16 protein-coding genes are annotated in these 19,463 nt (G+C 44.1%); 7 read left to right on the plus strand and 9 right to left on the minus strand.

All coding sequences use genetic code 11. The features are described 5' to 3' along the window. Window positions 1-373 precede the first annotated feature (373 nt). From AC1DV1_RS10685 to AC1DV1_RS10710, 6 genes are all read right to left on the minus strand, one after another. Complete coding sequence (locus tag AC1DV1_RS10685) at window positions 374-1,087, minus strand: DUF4397 domain-containing protein (RefSeq protein WP_477358581.1); 714 nt, start codon at window positions 1,085-1,087, stop codon at window positions 374-376. A gap of 149 nt (window positions 1,088-1,236) precedes the next feature. Beyond that, window positions 1,237-2,262 (minus strand): 2Fe-2S iron-sulfur cluster-binding protein, encoded by a 1,026-nt coding sequence (locus AC1DV1_RS10690; RefSeq protein WP_477358583.1) that lies wholly within the window; start codon window positions 2,260-2,262, stop codon window positions 1,237-1,239. 63 nt (window positions 2,263-2,325) lie between these two features. Beyond that, window positions 2,326-2,937: a superoxide dismutase gene (locus AC1DV1_RS10695; RefSeq protein ID WP_477358585.1), complete on the minus strand. Its 612-nt coding sequence runs from the start codon at window positions 2,935-2,937 to the stop codon at window positions 2,326-2,328. Between the two features lie 180 nt (window positions 2,938-3,117). Continuing rightward, window positions 3,118-3,594 carry a nucleoside deaminase gene (locus AC1DV1_RS10700; RefSeq protein ID WP_477358587.1) on the minus strand — a complete coding sequence of 159 codons (477 nt, stop codon included), beginning with the start codon at window positions 3,592-3,594 and terminating at the stop codon, window positions 3,118-3,120. Further along, window positions 3,595-3,930 (minus strand): tRNA-binding protein, encoded by a 336-nt coding sequence (locus AC1DV1_RS10705; RefSeq protein ID WP_477358589.1) that lies wholly within the window; start codon window positions 3,928-3,930, stop codon window positions 3,595-3,597. A 247-nt stretch (window positions 3,931-4,177) separates the two neighbouring features. Beyond that, entirely contained in the window at window positions 4,178-5,503 is a 1,326-nt protein-coding gene (locus AC1DV1_RS10710; protein WP_477358592.1) for a D-alanyl-D-alanine carboxypeptidase/D-alanyl-D-alanine-endopeptidase, read from the minus strand. A 59-nt stretch (window positions 5,504-5,562) separates the two neighbouring features. Between AC1DV1_RS10710 and AC1DV1_RS10715 the strand changes: the two genes are divergently transcribed. Together AC1DV1_RS10715 and AC1DV1_RS10720 are read left to right on the plus strand one after the other, a co-directional pair. Then, complete coding sequence (locus AC1DV1_RS10715; protein ID WP_477358594.1) at window positions 5,563-6,810, plus strand: aspartyl protease family protein; 1,248 nt, start codon at window positions 5,563-5,565, stop codon at window positions 6,808-6,810. A gap of 84 nt (window positions 6,811-6,894) precedes the next feature. Beyond that, window positions 6,895-9,537, plus strand: coding sequence for a zinc-dependent metalloprotease (locus tag AC1DV1_RS10720; RefSeq protein ID WP_477358596.1), 2,643 nt, complete (start codon window positions 6,895-6,897; stop codon window positions 9,535-9,537). A gap of 141 nt (window positions 9,538-9,678) precedes the next feature. On the opposite strand, the gene AC1DV1_RS10725 is transcribed toward AC1DV1_RS10720, so the two are convergent. Further along, window positions 9,679-9,951: a hypothetical protein gene (locus tag AC1DV1_RS10725; RefSeq protein WP_477358598.1), complete on the minus strand. Its 273-nt coding sequence runs from the start codon at window positions 9,949-9,951 to the stop codon at window positions 9,679-9,681. A 204-nt stretch (window positions 9,952-10,155) separates the two neighbouring features. Here AC1DV1_RS10725 and AC1DV1_RS10730 point away from each other — a divergent pair, with 204 nt between their 5' ends. Then, window positions 10,156-11,043: a hypothetical protein gene (locus tag AC1DV1_RS10730; RefSeq protein WP_477358600.1), complete on the plus strand. Its 888-nt coding sequence runs from the start codon at window positions 10,156-10,158 to the stop codon at window positions 11,041-11,043. Between the two features lie 316 nt (window positions 11,044-11,359). On the opposite strand, the gene AC1DV1_RS10735 is transcribed toward AC1DV1_RS10730, so the two are convergent. Further along, window positions 11,360-12,619, minus strand: a complete 1,260-nt coding sequence (locus AC1DV1_RS10735) for a peroxiredoxin family protein (RefSeq protein WP_477358602.1) — start codon at window positions 12,617-12,619, stop codon at window positions 11,360-11,362. Between the two features lie 58 nt (window positions 12,620-12,677). Continuing rightward, on the minus strand, window positions 12,678-13,817 hold the full coding sequence (locus AC1DV1_RS10740; protein ID WP_477358604.1) for an acyl-CoA dehydrogenase: 1,140 nt from the start codon (window positions 13,815-13,817) through the stop codon (window positions 12,678-12,680). 402 nt (window positions 13,818-14,219) lie between these two features. Between AC1DV1_RS10740 and AC1DV1_RS10745 the strand changes: the two genes are divergently transcribed. The 4 genes from AC1DV1_RS10745 to AC1DV1_RS10760 all read left to right on the plus strand — a co-directional run bounded on the left by AC1DV1_RS10745 (window position 14,220) and on the right by AC1DV1_RS10760 (window position 19,411). After that, on the plus strand, window positions 14,220-14,462 hold the full coding sequence (locus AC1DV1_RS10745) for a helix-turn-helix domain-containing protein (protein ID WP_477358606.1): 243 nt from the start codon (window positions 14,220-14,222) through the stop codon (window positions 14,460-14,462). A gap of 87 nt (window positions 14,463-14,549) precedes the next feature. After that, a complete protein-coding gene (locus tag AC1DV1_RS10750; RefSeq protein ID WP_477358608.1) occupies window positions 14,550-16,601 on the plus strand; it encodes a M13 family metallopeptidase in 2,052 nt (683 codons plus the stop codon). 132 nt (window positions 16,602-16,733) lie between these two features. Then, window positions 16,734-18,773: a M13 family metallopeptidase gene (locus AC1DV1_RS10755; protein WP_477358610.1), complete on the plus strand. Its 2,040-nt coding sequence runs from the start codon at window positions 16,734-16,736 to the stop codon at window positions 18,771-18,773. Between the two features lie 446 nt (window positions 18,774-19,219). Then, the gene (locus AC1DV1_RS10760) at window positions 19,220-19,411 is read left to right on the plus strand and encodes a hypothetical protein (protein ID WP_147055220.1); all 192 of its coding nucleotides are present in this window, start codon (window positions 19,220-19,222) and stop codon (window positions 19,409-19,411) included. Window positions 19,412-19,463: the final 52 nt, after the last annotated feature.

The raw sequence follows: 19,463 nt of genomic DNA on the forward strand, positions 1-19,463 counted from the left end.
AACGCCATGCTAAAACGGATTAGCAAATGTATCGATGGCCTCACAATACCCCGCTGACAAATAAAACGTTATGCTAAAACGATTTTTATTTTTCTTTAGCTATAGCTTACCCGGAGTTTGCGTTAGGGATGGCAGCGGATACAGGCCCATGAGCGCAAAGCCTGCAAGCGGAGTGTACAGCCCGGCCCCATTTCTATCAATGGAGCAACGCCCTTGTTTGGTGAATGGTTGATTGGGTGAGTGGTTGATTAAGTTGAAAGGCAGTGTTTGGTGAGTGGTTGATTAGGTTGAGTGGTTGATTAAGTTGAAAAGCGAGGCTTATTCTTTAACGCCTGTTAACCCAGTCAACCCAATCAACCACTCACCTAATCAACTAATAATAATATACATTCTCCTGCGCATGGGCGGTCAGCTTTTTTGTATCGGTAGCTGCCGAGAGGCCCTGCACCCAGATGGTGTTGAGCGTTTTATTTTTGATGCGCACATCGGTAAGGGTATACAATACGGTAGCTGTACCGGCCTTATGAATTTCGAAGGTATAGGTGCTGCCGCTGGTAACGGTTACAAACGGGGTGTATTGTTTGTAGGTTTTTGCCGATGCCAGGGTAGCGCCGCCTTTAACAACCAGGTCGAGCGCCTGGTTATCGGGGCTCAGGTTAACAAAGCGGATGCCGGCTTTGCCTTCATCCGGTACGCCTACCGAGTCGGGGATAACCAGTATGGCAGGCGTGCTTACCACGTTAGCCAAAAATACCGAGTAAAGCTTATTGGCGGCAAAAGTAGCCGTATCGCTGATGATTTTTTGGCTGCTATTGCCTACGTAAAATGTGATGGTGCGTTTGCCGGTATAGGCGTTGATGTAATCCAAACTTTCGCCGCTTGGGATGTAAAAGTTATTGGCCCGGTTCTGGTCGAGGAAAAAATCAACCGGCTGCGCATCGGGCGATGCATTGATTGCCGAAACCAAAGCTATTTTGGGTGCTATGTATTGGTGGTCATCGTGGTCTTTAAGGCACGATGTTAAAGAAACCGCAAGCAAACATATCATCCCGATCATGCCTGCCCTTTGTGTAAAAATTTGCTTCATAGTAATGGTTAGTAATTATATATAAAAGCATTACGGATGTTTTTTTGCAAACGCTACAATAGGAGTTGGATTTGAGACGTGAGATATGAGACGAAGCTTTATCTGTTACTTATTCTTGCTCCTTATCCTACCATTTTATGCCTACAAAATCACTCAAAAGTAATTTCCACATTATCAGTAACCGGGTGGCCGGTGCAGGTGAGGATGAGGCCAGCGTCCTGGTCGGCATCGGTGAGGACATCGTTTTTTACCATCTCTACTTTTCCGGTAATACACCTGGCCGTACAGGTAGAGCATACCCCACTGCGGCAGCTGTAGGGTAGTGGCAGGTTGTTTTGCAGGGCAGCCTGCAATATGGATTGGTTTTCGCTCACGGGCAGGTCGTGAACTTCGCCGTTGAATTTGATCCTGATATTGCGGGGGGCAAAATTGGTGGCCGTAGCAGATACAGCAACGGTCTCTAAAACAAAGTTTTCCCTGCGGATCTGGTTAGGGTCAATCCCCATATATACCAGCGCAAAGCGAATCACCCGCATGTATGGAAATGGCCCGCAGAGGTAAAATTCGGTCTTTTCTATGTCTGAAGGTACCAATTGCCGGGTTAGGCTTTCAACCCTGTCGGCATTCAGGCGGTTGGCTTCACTGCTCAGGAGGTGGATGACCTTAAATCTGCCGGGGTGAAGGGTGGCAAGCTGGTCGAGTTCGCTTCTGAATAGTATGGAGCCGGCATCCTGGTTGCTGTAAATAAGCGTAAGCCTGCTTTTGCCTGGGTGGTTCAGGATATATTTTAGCTGCGAGAATATGGGGGTTATACCGCTGCCGCCTGCAAAAAACAGTATGTATTTATCTTGTACATAGCTGCTTACCGTAAACCTGCCTGCCGGTACCAGGGCATTGAGCACATCGCCGGCTTTTATTTTGGTAAGCATAAAGCGCGAAATTTCGCCATTGCTGATACGTTTTATGGTGATGGTAAGCAAAGCCTCGTTTGGCGACGAACTCAAAGAGTATGACCTGCGGATTTCCTCGTTGCGGTGATTAAATATCAATGTGAGGAATTGCCCGGCTTTGTATGGCACAGGCTGGCCGGATGTATTGGACAGGTAAAAGGTAGCCGTATCTGGGGCTTCCCATTTTATTTGTTCAACTTTTAGCTTCAGTATATCAGTGGTCATACGGTACAAAAACGGCCCCGTTACATTGTACGGGGCCGTTTATATTTTAATGGGCAGCTTAAATTAAGCTATCGCTTTTGCATAAAGTTCGGCAACGTGTGCCCAGTTAATCACGCTCCAGATGCCTGCTAAATAATCAGGACGGCGGTTTTGATATTTAAGGTAGTAGGCATGTTCCCAAACATCGATACCTAAAATTGGAGTGCCTTTTACTTCGGCAATGTCCATCAATGGGTTATCCTGGTTAGGGGTTGATGTTACAGCCAGTTTTTTATCAGCAGTAACAATTAACCATGCCCAGCCCGATCCAAAGCGGGTTGCACCGGCTTCGTTAACTTTAGTTTTTAAATCGGCAATTGAACCAAAAGTGCTGGTAATTGCAGCAGCCAAAGCGCCCGTAGGTTCGCCGCCACCATTTGGTGAAAGTAAAGTCCAGAACAGGGAGTGGTTGTAGTGACCGCCACCATTATTACGTACAGCAGGCGCGAATTTTGAAATATTTTTGATGATATCCTCAATGCTGCTATCAGCTTCCGGCTTGCCTTCAAGGGCTTTATTTAAATTAGTAACATAAGCCTGGTGATGTTTGCCATGGTGAATTTCCATGGTCAGTTTATCAATGTGCGGTTCCAATGCATCGGTAGCGTAGGATAACGCCGGTAGTGTAAATGCCATAATTACAATTTTAAAGTTTAATGATTGTTATGTAACAAATATAAGAGTAGATTTTACTTTTTGTTCTAAAAATATTGTCAAGGTTGTGTATAATGTCTGAACCGGAATTCATCGAATTTACGAATTGACAGAATTAGAAGGGTGCAATTCAAATAATTCTTTAATTCGATAAATTCCGGTTCAGAGCTTTCCCCTCTTGCTCCTGAAAAAATTCTTCACCAGTTCTGAGCATTCATTTTCGCGGATGCCACCGGTGATTACGGTTTTGGGGTGGGTTATTTTTTGGTTAAGCCTGCCAAAGCCCAGCTTTACATCATAAGCGCCAAACACTATCCGTGCTACCTGGAACCAGTAGGATGCCCCGGCACACATTACACATGGTTCCATAGTTACGTATAGGGTACAGCCCTGCAGGTATTTACCACCCATTGAATTTGCCGCCGCTGTAAGTGCCTGCATTTCTGCATGGGCACTTACATCGTTAAGGCGTTCGGTAAGGTTATGGCCGCGGCCTATGATCTTGCCCCCATAGGTTACTATAGCGCCAATAGGGATTTCATCTTCCTCCAGGGCATACCGGGCCTCTTTTAAGGCTTCGCCCATAAAAAAATCGTCGGGGGATATGGAGGGCTCGTCTTCGAAATTTATATACCTCATTTAAATTAGTTTACTGCCGTTGGGCACAGGTTTATCAACAGCTGCCAGTACTATATCGCCATTTTCGTCGGCAAGGCCGGTTACCAGGAACTCCGACATGAATTTGCCTATCTGTTTTTTAGGGAAATTAATTACGCCCAATATTTGCCTGCCTACAAGGTTTTCTTTTGTATAGTGTTTGGTAATTTGTGCGCTTGACCATTTGATGCCAAATTCGCCAAAATCAACCCTTACTTTAAAAGCTGGTTTACGTGCCTCGGGGAAATCGATAGCTTCTAATATAGTACCTGCCCGCAACTCTACTTGCTCAAAATTATGCCAGGTGATGATTTCCATAGGGGCAAAGGTAAAATAGAATCAAGAGACAAGAATCAAGAATTAAGACTTTTTTATTGTGTTGCCCAACAGGTGAAATATTAAAAAGTATTATGCGATTAATAATCAGCACATTGTGAATTGCTATCAAATAAAAGCAGAAACAAAGTCGAGACAAAAACAAGGCGGGAATTTAAAAACATTACTGTCTCGCCGTCAATACAAAGCCCTGAGCGCCATTTTAGAAAGGAATAGACATCTGTTTTATTTAATAGGTTTCATGTATCCATGTCATCACCCTCACCATTTCGCCCCTGATATCTTTACTTGGCCGGGTAAAATTGTTGTTCATGAAAGCGAAAGCCAGGTGCTTGCCTTTGCGGGTTACCAGGTAGCCGCTTTGGTTATGATTATTGGATAACGACCCGGTTTTGGCCCAAACAAAGGCATTCCCGTTGTCTGTTTTATAAGCATTTTTAATAGTACCGGTTAGTCCTCCGGCGGGCATCAGGCTATGCAGCAGGGTATCATTTTTAACTTCGCCGGCAATTTTGCATAGTAATTTTACGATGCTGCGCGGGGTAAACAGGTTGTAGCGCGAAAGACCCGATCCGTCTACCCATTGCGGCTCATCGGGTAAATCATTTAAAAAAATTTTCTTCGAATAATTGATCACCGAATCGGTGTTCAGCATATTAAACTTTACCGACGAGCAAACCAGCAGCAATTGTTCGGCTATAAAATTATCGCTGGGCTGCAGCATCCGTCGGTAAACGGAATCGGCGTTGGTGTTATAAATAATTTTAGCCGAGTTGCTGATGGGCAGGTACGTTAGGTAAACAGGCTTTTTTAAGGTATCTTCCAACAACTGCTTTGTAAGCATGTCGCTTGTTTTCCAGGGTACCAGTTGGTTGAATTTTTTAGGAATGTCTGTTTGCGGATAGGCAAACCGATTGGTTAACAAATCGCGCTGTACCCTAAATCCGGCAGATTTAAAATCGCGGTCGCGGGTTAAAAACCTTTTAAAATATTGCGGTTTTACCTGCAGGTTGCCATCGGCATCGCCATATAAAAATACTTCGTTATCTTCTATCGGGAAAGCGCTTAGTTCCTGCTGGTAATCGTCATTATAATCATCCCATCCCCATCCAGGGCCAAAAATTTTACCGGTGTAACCGGTGGCCGACCAATACAGGTTTTTACCACTGTTCTTTAAAAAATTAAAACCATTAACCCCCTTCAGGTCGCTGTGTAAAAAGGAAGGGTCGCCGGTGCCCCAAAACACCAGTGAATCATTGTGCACTTCGTACTTTAATGCCGGTATCGAATCGCCCAGCATTTTAAGGCAGGTATAAAAAGTAAATAGTTTGGTGTTTGATGCCGGGGTAAAATATTTATCAGAATTTAGCTCAAATACCATCTTTTTTTGATCCATATCGTATAAAGCAAAACCGGTAAAATGATCATTGGAAACCTGCGATTGTTCAAACTGCTTTTTAATATTCCGTTTATTAATGGAATGGCTTTGAATACTGCAACTCCCCAATAATAAACCGCAAATTGTTATCAGAAATGTAAATGTTGTGCCCCGCATAAATATTTATTTATTTAACCAATTAATGTCGTAAATTTAATATTACCAATTATACCAAATTGTTACTTAAGCTATTTCATAAACTAAAGCATTTCCGGTCGTTGTGGCTCTTGTGCCTGCTGGCATTCTGTTTCACAACAGCCCATGCGCAGTACTTTGATTTAGACGCCCGTAAAAAAAAAGTAACTATACCTTTTAAGCTGGTGCGTAACCTTATGGTTATTAAATTAAGCATCAATAACAGGGGCCCATTTAATTTTATTTTAGATACCGGCGTTGGCCTCATGATCATCACCGACCCTAAGTTAGCCGATTCTATAAGCATCCCCAATAAACGGACGTTAAAAATACCCGGGCTTGGCGAAGGGGCAGATGCCGAAGCTTATGTAACCTCGGCCTTAAATATAGATATTCCGGGGCTGGTAAGTTATGATGTGGCAGCAGCTATATTAAAAAAAGATCTTTTTAGCTTGTCGGGTTATGCAGGCATGCCTATACACGGGCTTATAGGCTACGAGTTTTTTAATAACCTGGCTGTTAAAATAGATTTTCAGGATAGCACGGTAACTGTTAGCCGCCCCAAAGACCTAAAGGTTTTCAGGAAAGGTACGCAGATACCCATAACCATTGAAGACCGAAAGCCCTATGTAGTAAGCAATGTGATACTGCAGGGAGGCCGTGTGGTAAAAAGCAAGCTGATTATTGACTTGGGAGCCGGGCACCCCATATCGCTCGAAAAAATTATACCTATTTATGGGCTGCCGCAAAAGTTTATTGCGTCGGCCAATCTCGGCATTGGGTTAAACGGGCCCATTAACGGGTTTATTGCCCGCCTGGAATCGCTTGAAATAGGTAAGTTTAAAATAAAAGGGATCATTTCATCCTTTCCCGATGATGGCAATAACCAAACCCGGCTTTCGATACCCAGGGATGGTAACCTGGGGATTGGTGTGCTTAAGCGGTTTTCGGTGATATTCGATTATACGGGTAATTCGATGTATTTGAAACCTAATATGAATTTTAAAGAACCTTTTGAGCACGATATGAGCGGCATTGAATACTATGCTGCCGGAGCCAATCTGGATAGGATAATTATTAACCGCGTGGAGCCCGGATCGGCCGGTGACGAAATAGGACTGGAGCGGGATGATGAGATAGTAGCCATTAACTTTAAGCCGGTTTCTAAAATGAGCCTTGAAGAAATTGACGCATTATTCCGATCGAGGAACGACAGGAGCCTTTTGCTTGATGTTTTTCATGATAAAAAGCTGGATAAGGTAGTGCTTACCTTAAAGCGGAGGATTTGATTGCCCCATTTTTATTTATTAGGGCCTGATTTTATAAAAAAACCGCAAACTTTGCATAAGTTTACGGTTTAAGTAGACTAATTAATGAAGAAAAACCCTGTGGCAGGCCAGTTTATGCGCGGCACTGCGTTAATTTTATCCGTTTTGGCTGCCTCCTGCGCCACAAAAAAACAAACGGCAAATCAAACTCTAACCCTTAAAACAACAGCTGGCCCCGGTGGTACAACTGCTACCGCTACCGTTGGTGCCCCTAAAAAAGAGGGTATCAAGAAATTCAGCGACCTGATTACAGGCAAGATAAAAGCTGATAGCGGATTGTTTAATACCTATAAGGTTGATGGCAAGTATTACTATGAAATTCCGGATTCGTTACTAAGCCGCGAAATGCTTGTTGTAACCCGCTATGTAAAAACTCCGGCCGGTTTAAGAACATTTGGTCAGCAATACGGCGGCGAACAGCTTAACGAACAGGTTTGGAAATGGGAGCGCCATGATAAGCAGGTTTTTATTCGTGTACCCAGCTATAGCGTAAGGGCCGATAGTACATCTGATATGTATCAATCGGTTAAAAACTCAAACCTTGATGCGGTTTTGGCCTCTTTTGATATCAAGGCTTTTAATAAAGATACAACCGGGGTTTTAGTTGATGTAACAGATTTTTACAATGGAGATATTGCAGCGATAGGCTTATCTGACGATGTGAAAAAAGCCTATAAAATTTCGGGCGTTGATGGCGCACGGTCTTATATAGATACTATCAAAAGTTTCCCGATTAACCTGGAAGCACGCACGTTAAAAACTTACCGTTCAGGCGAGTCGCCGACGGATAATTCAAACGGCGCGGTAACGTTCGAGTTAAATACATCAATGGTATTACTGCCAAAAACACCAATGAAACCACGCATCAGCGATGCAAGGGTTGGTTTTTTTGGCCAGCGCCAAACCGACTATGGTACTGATAAACAAAAATCGGAGGTTACAGCCTATATTCACCGCTGGAAACTGGAACCCAAAGATCCTGCAGCTTATGCCAAAGGGCAACTGGTTGAACCTAAAAAGCAAATTGTTTACTACATTGACCCTGCCACACCAAAAAAATGGGTGCCATACTTAATTGCCGGTATAAACGACTGGAATAAAGCGTTTGAAGCCGCAGGCTTTAAAAACGCCATTATTGGTAAAGAAGCACCTACAAAAAAGCAGGATCCTGAATTTAGTACCGAAGATGCGCGCTACAGTGTTATCCGCTACTTTGCGTCTGACGTTGAAAATGCTTACGGCCCGCACGTATCCGACCCACGAAGCGGCGAAATATTAGAAAGCCATGTTGGCTGGTACCATAATGTAATGAACCTGCTGCGCGATTGGTACCTGATACAAACTGCAGCTGTTAACCCTGCCGCACGCAGAGCCCAGTTTACCGACGAGCAAATGGGCGAGCTGATTCGTTTTGTATCATCGCATGAAATTGGCCACACGCTTGGTTTGCCCCACAATTTTGGTTCAAGCTATGCTTATGCTGTCGATTCGTTGCGTTCAAAATCGTTTACGGATAAGCACGGTACCGCGCCATCAATTATGGATTATGCCCGTTTTAACTATATCGCCCAACCTGGCGATAACGTAACGCACCTTTATCCGCAAATTGGCGAGTACGACCTTTGGGCTGTAAAATGGGGTTATAGCTGGTTCCCCGGCAATAAAACTGCCGATGAGGAGAAGGACATACTGGCCGACTGGACAAACAAAAAAGCAGGCAATCCCCTGTACTATTTTGGCCGCCAGGGAACATCAATTGATCCGCGCCTGCAAAATGAAGATTTAGGCGATAACGCGATGAAGGCAAGTACCTATGGTATTGCCAACCTGAAACGCATTTTGCCAAACCTTGAAAAATGGACCTATCAAAAAAATGAAGACTATGGTGATGTAAGCGAACTTTATAACGAGGTTTTAGGCCAGTATTACCGTTATATGGGCCATGTAACCACCAACATTGGCGGCATGAACGAAAACTTTAAAACGTACGATCAAAAAGGCCCGGTATATGATTTTGTTGGTAAAGGCCTGCAACATGATGCCGTTGAATTTTTAAATAAACAAATATTTACCACACCTTACTGGCTTATTGATAAAGCCGAGCTGGGCAAGTTTGATAATGGCGTAATGTACAACCGCATTAAAGGAGTGCAGGTAGCGGTGCTTGGCAACGTGCTTAGCCAATCAAGGCTGGCCCGTATGTATGATAACGAAGCTAAAAATGGCACAGCCGCTTATACCGTAGCCGAATTGCTGAATGACCTACGCCCGGCTATTTTTGCAGCCGGCAAGCCAGATGCGTTTAAACGTAACTTACAGCGCGGTTATGTGGAAAACCTAAGGAGTTTATTAACTGATGATTTCAGGGGCTTCCCCGGCTTTCCACCGCAGGTATTGGCTTCATTTGGATTGACGCCAATTAATATGGCATTATCAGATATAAGGCCTATGGTGCGTGCCGAGCTAAAGAAAATTGACGCCGGCTTACCAAAGGGAGGCGACGCATTAACAGCAGCGCATTATGCTGATTTAAAGCTGCGCATAAAAGAAGCCTTAAACCCAACAAGGCCAATAGTTAACCTGCCCGGTGGTGGCGTTATACGCGGCATTAATGGCGAAGAAATGCCGAAAGAAAATACCGGTAAAGGATACCTTAATTGCTGGCCAAGAACAAATGTGGATAACTAATTTATTTCTCCAATAAAAATGGCCAAATAAAAAAGCCTGCTTAAAAATTTATTTAAGCAGGCTTTTTTTATGATTTTGGCATGCGTTGATGCCGTTGAAATATCTTTTACTATCGAACAAATAGCGGCAATAAAGCAGGTATTATTTAAGCTGACTTATGTTTTCAAAAAATGCAACCTGTATATCGAGCAGCGATTTTACATTTATTTTTTCGCCATAGGCATCAAAGCAAAGAAATTTGGCACTTTCAGGGTGATTTCTGGTGGCTTTTTCAAAAAAGTTGAAAGTTTCAAAAAAATAATGATTGATTGTAACATTATTTTTACCATTTGTTTGCGAAGCGTTGAGCCTAAAGCCGATCGCATCCATCCAATTATGGACCCGTGCGTGTAAATTGTTGCTTAGTTTGTTCATAGGTTAAATGTTTTTTAAGTATAACGAAACCATTAAGGATTTTGTTGCACTGTCTTTTATACATTTGTTTAATAAGCCTGTTGATAACCTTTTTTGCTAAAAAATTAATTAATAATAAAAAGAGTGCTTTGTTTCGCTGTTTTTTGAAACTAATTATCCACATATCCGTACTAAAGCTACTATATACTACTAAAAATATATTTTATGGGAAGACTACGACTTTTATTACCCGTTTTATTGCTTTGCATGATCAGTGTAAACTCATGCAAAAAGGATAAAACACCCGGCCCAACCGGGGCAACAGGTGCCGATGGGGCACAGGGGCCAAAAGGAGATACAGGCGCAACAGGGGCACAAGGCCCACAAGGAGCAACAACGGGCATACCCGGCCCAACAGGTGCCACCGGCGCTACAGGAGCAACAGGTGCAACGGGAGCAACAGGCCCTATTGGTCCGGCAGGCCCAACAGGTGCAACCGGCGCAACGGGGGCTACCGGTGCAACGGGCCCAATAGGTCCGCAAGGCCCGGCAGGAGCTACTGGCGCAACAGGTGCTACTGGTGCAACAGGCGCCACAGGTGCGGTTGGCCCGAGAGGCCCGGCTGGTCCAACAGGAGCTACAGGGGCTGCTGGTGCTACGGGAGCAACCGGTGCTACAGGAGCAACTGGCGCTACAGGAGCTACGGGAGCACAAGGCCCGGCAGGACCGCAAGGCCCGGCAGGAGCCGATGGATCTGTTAGCATAAAAAGCTATATAATAACCAACCAGAGTGTGAGCTCGGCTGCGGCAACTAAGCTTAATGTACCGGCAATTACACAATCAATTGTTAACAGCGGCCTGGTATTGGTATATTTAAGGGTAACAGGAACAACAAGTTTCTACTCCCTGCCTTTCATCAGAATTACCAATGCCATATACCAATCAGATGTGGGCTTGGGTTTTGTAAACATTATAGCCAATTTTAACTCACCGGGCTACGATTTTAAAGTTGTAGTAATCCCTGGCGGTAGCGTAACCACTTTACAGGTTACCCACCCGGGCCTTAACTTTAAAAATTACAACGACGTTGCATCGGCATTAAACCTGAATTAATTAAAAACTGACTGATCTTATAATAACACCCCAGAGGCTGCTTTAAAAGGGCAGCCTCTTTTTTATTTAAGAATGATTTTTCGTGGCTTAAGATTAAGGTATTGAATAAGTTGAATATTTAATGGGTATCAAGCAGCAATCGCTTTTAAAAAACTCAAATAAAAAAGGGGCGTAAAAAAGGATGACTTATTTCACGCGAAGGCAGTAAGAAGAAAAGGCGCAAAGACTTGAAAAACTCAAGTAACAGAAATGCCCGGCTTTTTAGCCGGGCATTCTATATATACAGAATATCAACTATATGTGGCGAAGCTGCGAATCAAAAAGCTCCCCCTTTAGCGGCCTGCGGGGCCTCGGCCAGCAAATCATCAGTCAGTTTCTCAAATTCATTGATAAACTCTTTGTAATACTCGCCTGTACCCGGCCCGCTGAAGCCTGTGTGTATTTTGCGAACATCACCGCTTTTATCAATGATGATGGTTGTAGGGAAGCCAACTACTTTTGATAGCATGGGCAGGCTTTTGGATGTTTCGGCTTTATCGCTGGTATAGCCGGTTATTAATAACTCATAAGGTACGTTAAAGCGGGTTTTTACCTGCTGTAAAGCCTTTTGCGATTTGGCAAAATCGCTGTTGCGTTCATACGCCAAACCTACCACCTCAACCCCCTTGCGCTGGTATTTTTTGTAGTAATTAACCATGTAAGCAGTCTCGTCCATACAATTGGGGCACCATGAACCTAATATTTGTACAATAACCACTTTGTTTTTGTACCGGCTATCCTGCAGGGAAACTGTTTTGCCTTCAATGTCTTTAAACGAAAAATCTATTTTTTTAAAACCGGGTTTAAGCGCGGTTAACGAGTAGGCGTCAGGCAATTTTGCATTGGCGTCTTTTACAGCGGCCCAGCTTTGCACGCCCGAGTAGCCTGCGTAAAACTTACCGCCGGTAAGCGTTTTATCATCCTTAATGGTTGCTGTAAAGGTGTAGGCATGCCCACCATCAAAGCAAGACAGGAACAGCTTATCGCCGGCCACAATACCTTCCAGGTAGCGGTAATCGCCGGTGGTGGTTAAAAACGTGCCGGTTAGTTTGGCGCCAACCTGTTTAAACTCGCCCACCGTGGTATCGGCACCTTCGCCTTCGCCAATAATGGCCGACCATCGGCCGCCTACGTTATAAGCCGGTTTTTCGGGTGCTTTCAAAAAACGCCAGGTAGTATTGGGCGTAGCTGCAAATGGGGTTAAAACATCCTGGCTTGCCAGGTGCTTTATCCAGTTGCCCGTTAACTTATCGCCATCCAGCTTTAGTTTAAATTCCGAGTTAAAGAGCGGCATGTGTATAAAAACAGAATCGCCCACGGTAGCAACATCGGTAACCTTAAACCTTTCGGCGCCGTTAATAATAGCCAATTGCTGTTTACCGGCGGTATCCTTAACATCAAAGTTAAACGGAATCTCGTTTCCCGATTTGGTACTTAGCGCTCCGCGCCATACACCCGTTTTAAGTTTGGTTTGTGCCGATGCTGCCTGTATAAACAGGGCGCATGATAAAGTTGCTATGATGGGTTTTAATTTCATACTGCAATAAAAATGTCTACCAAATTAATAGACTATCAAAAGTATGAAATTTAGGCAATTATTTCAATATCTCGCGTGAAATTACAATCCGCTGAATTTCTGATGTGCCTTCGTAAATCTGGGTTATTTTGGCATCGCGCATCATGCGCTCCACATGGTACTCTTTTACAAAGCCATAGCCGCCATGAATTTGAACAGCCTCAACGGTGGTACGCATGGCTACGTCTGATGCAAAAAGTTTGGCCATCGAACTGGCCTGCGCATATGGATGGTTATGGTCTTTTAACCAGGCAGCCCTCAGGCAAAGCAGGCGCGCTGCTTCAATTTCGGTAGCCATATCGGCAAGTTTAAATTGCGTAGCCTGCAAATCGGCCAGGGTTTTACCAAAGGCCTTGCGTTGTTTGGAGTATTGTAAGGCAAGTTCATAAGCGCCGGATGCTATCCCCAGTGCCTGCGCGGCTATACCTATGCGCCCGCCTTCCAATAATTTCATGGCAAACTTAAATCCGAAGCCCTCATCGCCAATGCGGTTTTCTTTAGGTACTTTAACATCATCGAACATAATAGAATGAGTGTCTGAACCGCGCACGCCCATTTTATTTTCTTTTGGGCCAACGGTAAAACCTTTCATGCCTTTTTCAACAATAAGCGCGTTAATGCCGTCGTGCCGTTTGGCGGCATTGGTTTGCGCCATTACCAGGTAAGTTGAGGCGGAACTGCCGTTTGTAATCCAGTTTTTGGTGCCATTAAGCAAATAGTGGTCGCCCATATCTATAGCGGTGGTGTGTTGCGATGTCGCGTCTGAGCCCGCTTCCGGTTCCGACAGGCAAAACGCGCCTATGCTTTCGCCCTTAGCCAAAGGAATTAAATATTTTTCCTTTTGAAATTCGTTGCCAAATTTTTCGAGTCCATTGCAAACCAACGAGTTGTTTACCGAAAGGATCACTGCCGTAGAAGCATCAATTTTCGAGATCTCTTCCATCGCCAGTACATAAGATATAGCACCCATGCCGCCGCCACCATATTGCGGGGCAACCATCATCCCTAAAAAACCAAGCTCGCCCAGCTTTTTAATTTGCTCAGCCGGGAATTGCTGATGTTCATCACGCTCAATAACGCCGGGTTTTAATTCTGTTTGGGCAAAATCTCGGGCAGCCTGCTTAATCATCAGTTGCTCTTCTGTAAATTCAAATAGCATAGTATAATAAAAAGCTAAATATAACAATTTACTATGCATGCATAGTAAAATATTGAATATAAAAAAAAGAGAGCCTTTTTTGAAGCTCCCTTTCCCCTAATTAATTTAAACTATTGATTAAACCCAAAACAAAGAACAAAAAATCTCAACTTGGGCGTCTGAGAATTCAAAAAAAGTTTTTCACAGGTAGGTGATTTAATTTTTTTTCACAGATCGTATGCAGGGCGAATTGTTTTAAACAAATTTATTGCCAGTATTTATTATTTTGATAATTATTGGCAATAAATAATAGTTACGTCTCAATTATTTAATCCGATATTTTTTACGAACTTTAATAATCAAACGCTAAATTATTTTTTGAGCCCCTACTAAAGATAAATTTTAAAATTAATCTTATTTTTTATGCTACTTACTGATTTTGAATACCTTAGCACTTCTGACGAGGCTTTTAAAAAGAAAATTGCACTACAGATCAAGAACCTGAGGCGGCAAAACCAGGTTACCCAGGAGAAGTTTTTTACCGAAACCAATATTAATATTGCCCGGTTGGAGTCTGGAAAAATTGATATCAGGCTGGATACCCTCCGAAAAGTTTGTTATTATTTTGATGTTTCATTGGCCGGTTTTTTTCAGGGCATCTATTAAAAGCTGCCAGTTTTAATAAAATCGCTGTCCTAAATTCTATTATTCAATACAATCGTTGTATTTTTTTACATACACCCAAACAAACAGATGATCAAAAACACTACACCTGCCCTGTTGTTGAGCGGGCTCATCGCAATTGCGCTGCTTCCGGCTTGTAAAGACAAGACAAAAATTTATGCCGACAACGACCCCGTGATTAAAAACATGGATACCAGTGTGAAACCCGGCGACGACTTTTTTAAATACGCCAATGGTACCTGGTTAAAAAAGAACCCCATTCCCGGAGCCTACGCGGCCTGGGGGATAGGCAACGTGGTACAGGAGGAACTGCGCGACCGGATGAGAAAAATTAATGAAGACGCACTAAAAGCCAATGCGCCCAAAGGCAGCAATACCCAAAAAATAGGCGATTTTTATTACAGCGGTATGGATACCGTTGATATTGAAAAGCGGGGCATTACGCCGCTTAATGATGAACTGAAAAAGATTGAGGATATTAAAGATGTAAAAGGCCTTATTGAGGAATTTGCCCACCTGGATGGTATAGGCGTAACTACACCATTAGGTACCTATGCCGGGCAGGATAGTAAAAACAGCGATAAAATAATGTTGCAGTTGGGCCAGTCGGGTATCGGTTTGCCCAACCGCGATTATTACTTTAATACCGACGCGCATAGTGTTGCCATCCGTACCGATTATAAGTTAACGCATTTGCCAACAATATTCAGGCTAAGTGGCTTGCCTATTGATGCTGCCGCTGCCGCCGCCAAACAAACTTATGCCCTTGAAACGGCCCTTGCCGATAGCAGCCGTAAGCTGGAAGATTTGCGCGACCCTTACCATAACTATAACAAAATGACGCTGGCCGGTTTAAGCAAACTGGCACCGGATATCGACTGGAAAGCCACGTTCAAAAAAATGGACTATAAGGATGTGGATACCGTGATTGTTGGCCAGCCCGAATATTACCGCGCCCTAAATAAGGCTTTGCATGATTACAGCATTGCCGATTGGAAAAATTACCTGCGTAAAAACCTGGTTACCTCTTTCGGATCGTACCTGAGTAAGCCATTTGACCAGGAACTGTTTCGTTTTTATGAGATGGTGCTTTATGGCAGCAAGGAACAATTGCCACGCTGGAAAAGGGTGCTTGACCTGGAAAATGGTGTAATGGGCGAAGTGCTTGGGCAGATATTTGTAAAAGAGTACTTTCCCGAAAAAACAAAAGAACGCTATGTAAAACTGGTTGAGGCCATGCGCGAAACCTTTAAGGAGCATATTGAAAAGCTTGACTGGATGAGCCCGCAAACCAAAGAGAAAGCATACTACAAGCTGAGCAAAGTAATGCCAAAGGTTGGTTACCCCGATAAATGGAAAGATTTTTCGACCCTGGAGATTGACCGCGGCCCGCTTGCGCTAAACATGATGCGTGCCAACAACTGGCAGCACAAGTTTAACGCATCAAAACTGGGCAAACCTGTTGACCGTACCGAATGGGGGATGACGCCGCAAACCTACAACGCCTATTACAACCCATCAAATAATGAAATTGTACTGCCCGCAGGTATTTTTGCCATACCGGGTTTTAAAGACGAGAATATTGACGATGCCATCATTTACGGGTACGCAGCCGCATCTACCATCGGCCACGAAATGACACATGGCTTTGACGACCAGGGCCGGCAGTTTGATGCTAAAGGAAACCTGAAAGCCTGGTGGCTGCCCCAGGACTCGGTTAAGTTTACCCAGCGCGCGCAAATGCTGATTAACCAGTTTAATGGCTATACTATTTACGGCCTGCACGTAAACGGCAAGGCCACGCAAGGCGAAAATATTGCCGATTTGGGTGGTATTGTAATTGGCCTTGATGCGTTCAAAAAAACCGACCAGTATAAAGAAGGTAAAACCATCAACGGGTTTACCCCGCTGCAACGCTACTTTTTAGGCTACGCCCTGGGATGGCTGGGGCAAGACAGGCAGGAAGCCTTGCAAAGCCAGATATTAACCAACGAACACGCCCCCGGCTTTATGCGCGTAAACGGCCCCTTTACCGATGTGCCCGAGTTTTATGAGGCGTTTGGAATTAAAAAAGGAGATAAAATGTGGCTTGATCCGGATAAGAGGGTGAAGATTTGGTAAAAACGAAGCCCCCCAGCCCCCTGAAGGGGGAGCTTTTGATTTGCATGCGAAATATATTTACACAACACTGTTACAAACGCCTTTTAATAAGGCGTTTGTTTTTTTGATAAATTTGATGCAAACGTTTTCTGCATGACAAAAACTTACAAAAAATTTATTTTAGGCGGTGCTGTGCTAACTACAATGGCATTAAGCGCATATATAGCAAAACCAAACGATCCTGTTTTTGATAACCTGGATCAGTCGGTTAGCCCCGGTGCCGATTTTTTTAAATACGCCAATGGCGGCTGGCTTAAGCGCAACCCTATCCCGGCAGCCTACTCCAGTTGGGGAATTGGCAACGTGGTATCAGAAGAATTGCGCGACAGGTTGAAAAAAATTAATGAGGATGCTTTGGCCGCCAACGCCCCTAAAGGCACAACCACCCAAAAAATAGGCGATTTTTATTTTACCGGTTTAGATACCGTAAATATTGAAAAACGTGGCATCGACCCATTAAAAGCACAATTAGCCTTGATAGACCAGGCCAATGATGTGCCTTCAATTTTAAATGCCGCGGCTGTATTAAGTACTACAGGCACCCGCAACGTATTTGGTGCGCGGGTTGGGCAGGATGCCAAAAACAGTGCTAAAATGATGTTGCAGCTGGGGCAGGCAGGTTTAGGCCTGCCAAACCGCGATTATTATTTTAAAACAGACGCCCGCACGGTTAAAATCCGCACCGACTATACAACTAACCACCTGCCAACTATGCTCAAACTTACCGGCTATGATGAGCAACAGGCTAAAGCCGGTGCCGAAAGTATTTTTAAGATTGAAAAGTTTTTGGCCGATAGCAGCCGTAAGCTGGAGAAACTACGCGACCCTTATGCCAACTACCACAAAATGACACTGGCACAGTTGAACGCGCTTACGCCGGATATTAACTGGAACACGGTTTTTAAAACCATGGAACTGAAGCCTGTAGATTCGGTAATTGTTGGGCAGCCGGAATATTACAGGGCTTTGAATACAGCATTAAAAACATTTCCGGCGGCGGATTGGAAAGCCTACCTGCGCTGGAAACTCATTTCATCCTACTCGCCGTATCTTAATAAGGCGGCCGACGATGAAAGTTTCCGTTTTGGCGGCAAGGTAATATCGGGCCGTAAAGAACAGCTGCCCCGCTGGAAGCGGGTATTGGATACCGAAAATGGTTTAATGGGCGAAGCCCTGGGCTTTTTGTTTGTAAAGGAATATTTCCCGGTTACGGCCAAGCAGCGTTATACAGATATGGTTGAGGCTATCCGGCAGGCTTATCGTGAGCATATTGCCAAACTGGATTGGATGACACCCGAAACCAAGCAAAAGGCGCTGGTGAAATTGAACGCCATTCACCCCAAAGTGGGTTATCCTGACAAATGGAAAGATTTCTCGACACTGGTGATGGACAGGGAATCATACGCGGGCAACGTTATGCGCGCCAGGCATTGGGCTTACCTGGTTAATATTAACAAGCTGGGCAAACCGGTTGACCACACAGAATGGGGAATGACACCGCAAACCTATAATGCCAGCTACAGCCCGTCGAACAACGAAATAACACTGCCGGCGGCGCAGTTTACCATTCCCGGCGTAAAAGACAGCGAGGTTGACGATGCCGTAGCTTACGGCTATGTAGCTGCATCAACCATTGGTCATGAAATTACCCACGGGTTTGATGATGAAGGCCGCCAGTTTGATGCCAAAGGCAATCTGAAAACCTGGTGGACACCAACCGACTCGGTGAGGTTTACCAAACGGGCCACTATGTTGGCCGACCAGTTTAGCAGTTATATAGTGCTTGATAGTTTGCACGTAAACGGCAAAGCCAGTTTAGGCGAAAATATTGCCGATTTGGGCGGGATTGTATTAGGTATTGACGCTTTTAAAAAGACCAAACAATATAAAGAGGGTAAATTAATAAACGGCCTTACACCTATGCAGCGTTTCTTTTTAGGCTACGCCCTTGGCTGGCTTGGGCAGGAACGCGACGAAGCATTAGCCAACCAGATACTAACAGATGTGCATGCTCCCGGCTTTTTGCGGGTAAATGGTCCCTTTAGTGATGTGCCGGAGTTTTATGAAGCTTTCCACATTAAAAAGGGAGATAAGATGTGGTTGGATCCTGAGAAAAGGGTGAAGATTTGGTAGGAAGCCTCCCAGCCCCCTGAAGGGGGAGTTTTTTGATTAGCAGGGTTGATGCCACAAAGTTTTTCTTTTTCCGCGATCTGTGTCTTCACAGATCGCTTTTCGAATGTTCTTTGTGTGCTGGGGCAGATAAAACTAAATTGCCCAGTTTGAACTAAATACGATAAACAACAAGCTTTCTGCGATTTGCGTTAGGGGGAGTAGCGGATACCGGCCAATGTGAATAAGGCCTGTGCAGTATGAGCGGATGACCCGGGCCGCAGGCAACGCCCACTCTAGTAGTAAGTAATAAGTATCAAGTATCAAGATTTTTAGCTGGAACTAGGCCAAATAATTAAAGGATTGATATCTGTTTTCGATTTTGCCTTGATATGTTAATGTCTACCAAAATAAACTGTTGCTAAAATTCAATTAATCACCTATTTTTGCGGGGTTACAAAACAACAAATATGAAACACCAAGAAGAAGTAAAAGAAAATTTAGATTATATATACTACCTGGTAGCGCTTGTATCGGGTGCATTTGTAGGTGCAATAATTGATAAAGGTTTAACCTGGATTGTTGTTGGTGGTGTATTGGGCTTATTAACTGCCGCTTTCTTCCTGAATGTTTTGGTTAGGGGCCGTGGCGAAAAAATCTGATCCGGATTTACCATCATTTATAAGTAATTGGAACCAGTTTTACGGCATAGTA

It is taken from the genome of Mucilaginibacter sp. P4_D1 (genome assembly GCF_056401935.1).

What these genes read in the sequence shown, in the direction of transcription:
- AC1DV1_RS10750 (WP_477358608.1), top strand. Translation starts at nt 14,550, where the DNA reads ATGATCAAAAACACTACACCTGCCCTGTTGTTGAGCGGGCTCATCGCA.
- AC1DV1_RS10705 (WP_477358589.1), bottom strand. Translation starts at nt 3,930, where the DNA reads ATGGAAATCATCACCTGGCATAATTTTGAGCAAGTAGAGTTGCGGGCA.
- AC1DV1_RS10755 (WP_477358610.1), top strand. Translation starts at nt 16,734, where the DNA reads ATGACAAAAACTTACAAAAAATTTATTTTAGGCGGTGCTGTGCTAACT.
- AC1DV1_RS10700 (WP_477358587.1), bottom strand. Translation starts at nt 3,594, where the DNA reads ATGAGGTATATAAATTTCGAAGACGAGCCCTCCATATCCCCCGACGAT.
- AC1DV1_RS10725 (WP_477358598.1), bottom strand. Translation starts at nt 9,951, where the DNA reads ATGAACAAACTAAGCAACAATTTACACGCACGGGTCCATAATTGGATG.
- AC1DV1_RS10710 (WP_477358592.1), bottom strand. Translation starts at nt 5,503, where the DNA reads ATGCGGGGCACAACATTTACATTTCTGATAACAATTTGCGGTTTATTA.
- AC1DV1_RS10720 (WP_477358596.1), top strand. Translation starts at nt 6,895, where the DNA reads ATGAAGAAAAACCCTGTGGCAGGCCAGTTTATGCGCGGCACTGCGTTA.
- AC1DV1_RS10690 (WP_477358583.1), bottom strand. Translation starts at nt 2,262, where the DNA reads ATGACCACTGATATACTGAAGCTAAAAGTTGAACAAATAAAATGGGAA.
- AC1DV1_RS10740 (WP_477358604.1), bottom strand. Translation starts at nt 13,817, where the DNA reads ATGCTATTTGAATTTACAGAAGAGCAACTGATGATTAAGCAGGCTGCC.
- AC1DV1_RS10685 (WP_477358581.1), bottom strand. Translation starts at nt 1,087, where the DNA reads ATGAAGCAAATTTTTACACAAAGGGCAGGCATGATCGGGATGATATGT.
- AC1DV1_RS10735 (WP_477358602.1), bottom strand. Translation starts at nt 12,619, where the DNA reads ATGAAATTAAAACCCATCATAGCAACTTTATCATGCGCCCTGTTTATA.
- AC1DV1_RS10760 (WP_147055220.1), top strand. Translation starts at nt 19,220, where the DNA reads ATGAAACACCAAGAAGAAGTAAAAGAAAATTTAGATTATATATACTAC.
- AC1DV1_RS10695 (WP_477358585.1), bottom strand. Translation starts at nt 2,937, where the DNA reads ATGGCATTTACACTACCGGCGTTATCCTACGCTACCGATGCATTGGAA.
- AC1DV1_RS10730 (WP_477358600.1), top strand. Translation starts at nt 10,156, where the DNA reads ATGGGAAGACTACGACTTTTATTACCCGTTTTATTGCTTTGCATGATC.
- AC1DV1_RS10745 (WP_477358606.1), top strand. Translation starts at nt 14,220, where the DNA reads ATGCTACTTACTGATTTTGAATACCTTAGCACTTCTGACGAGGCTTTT.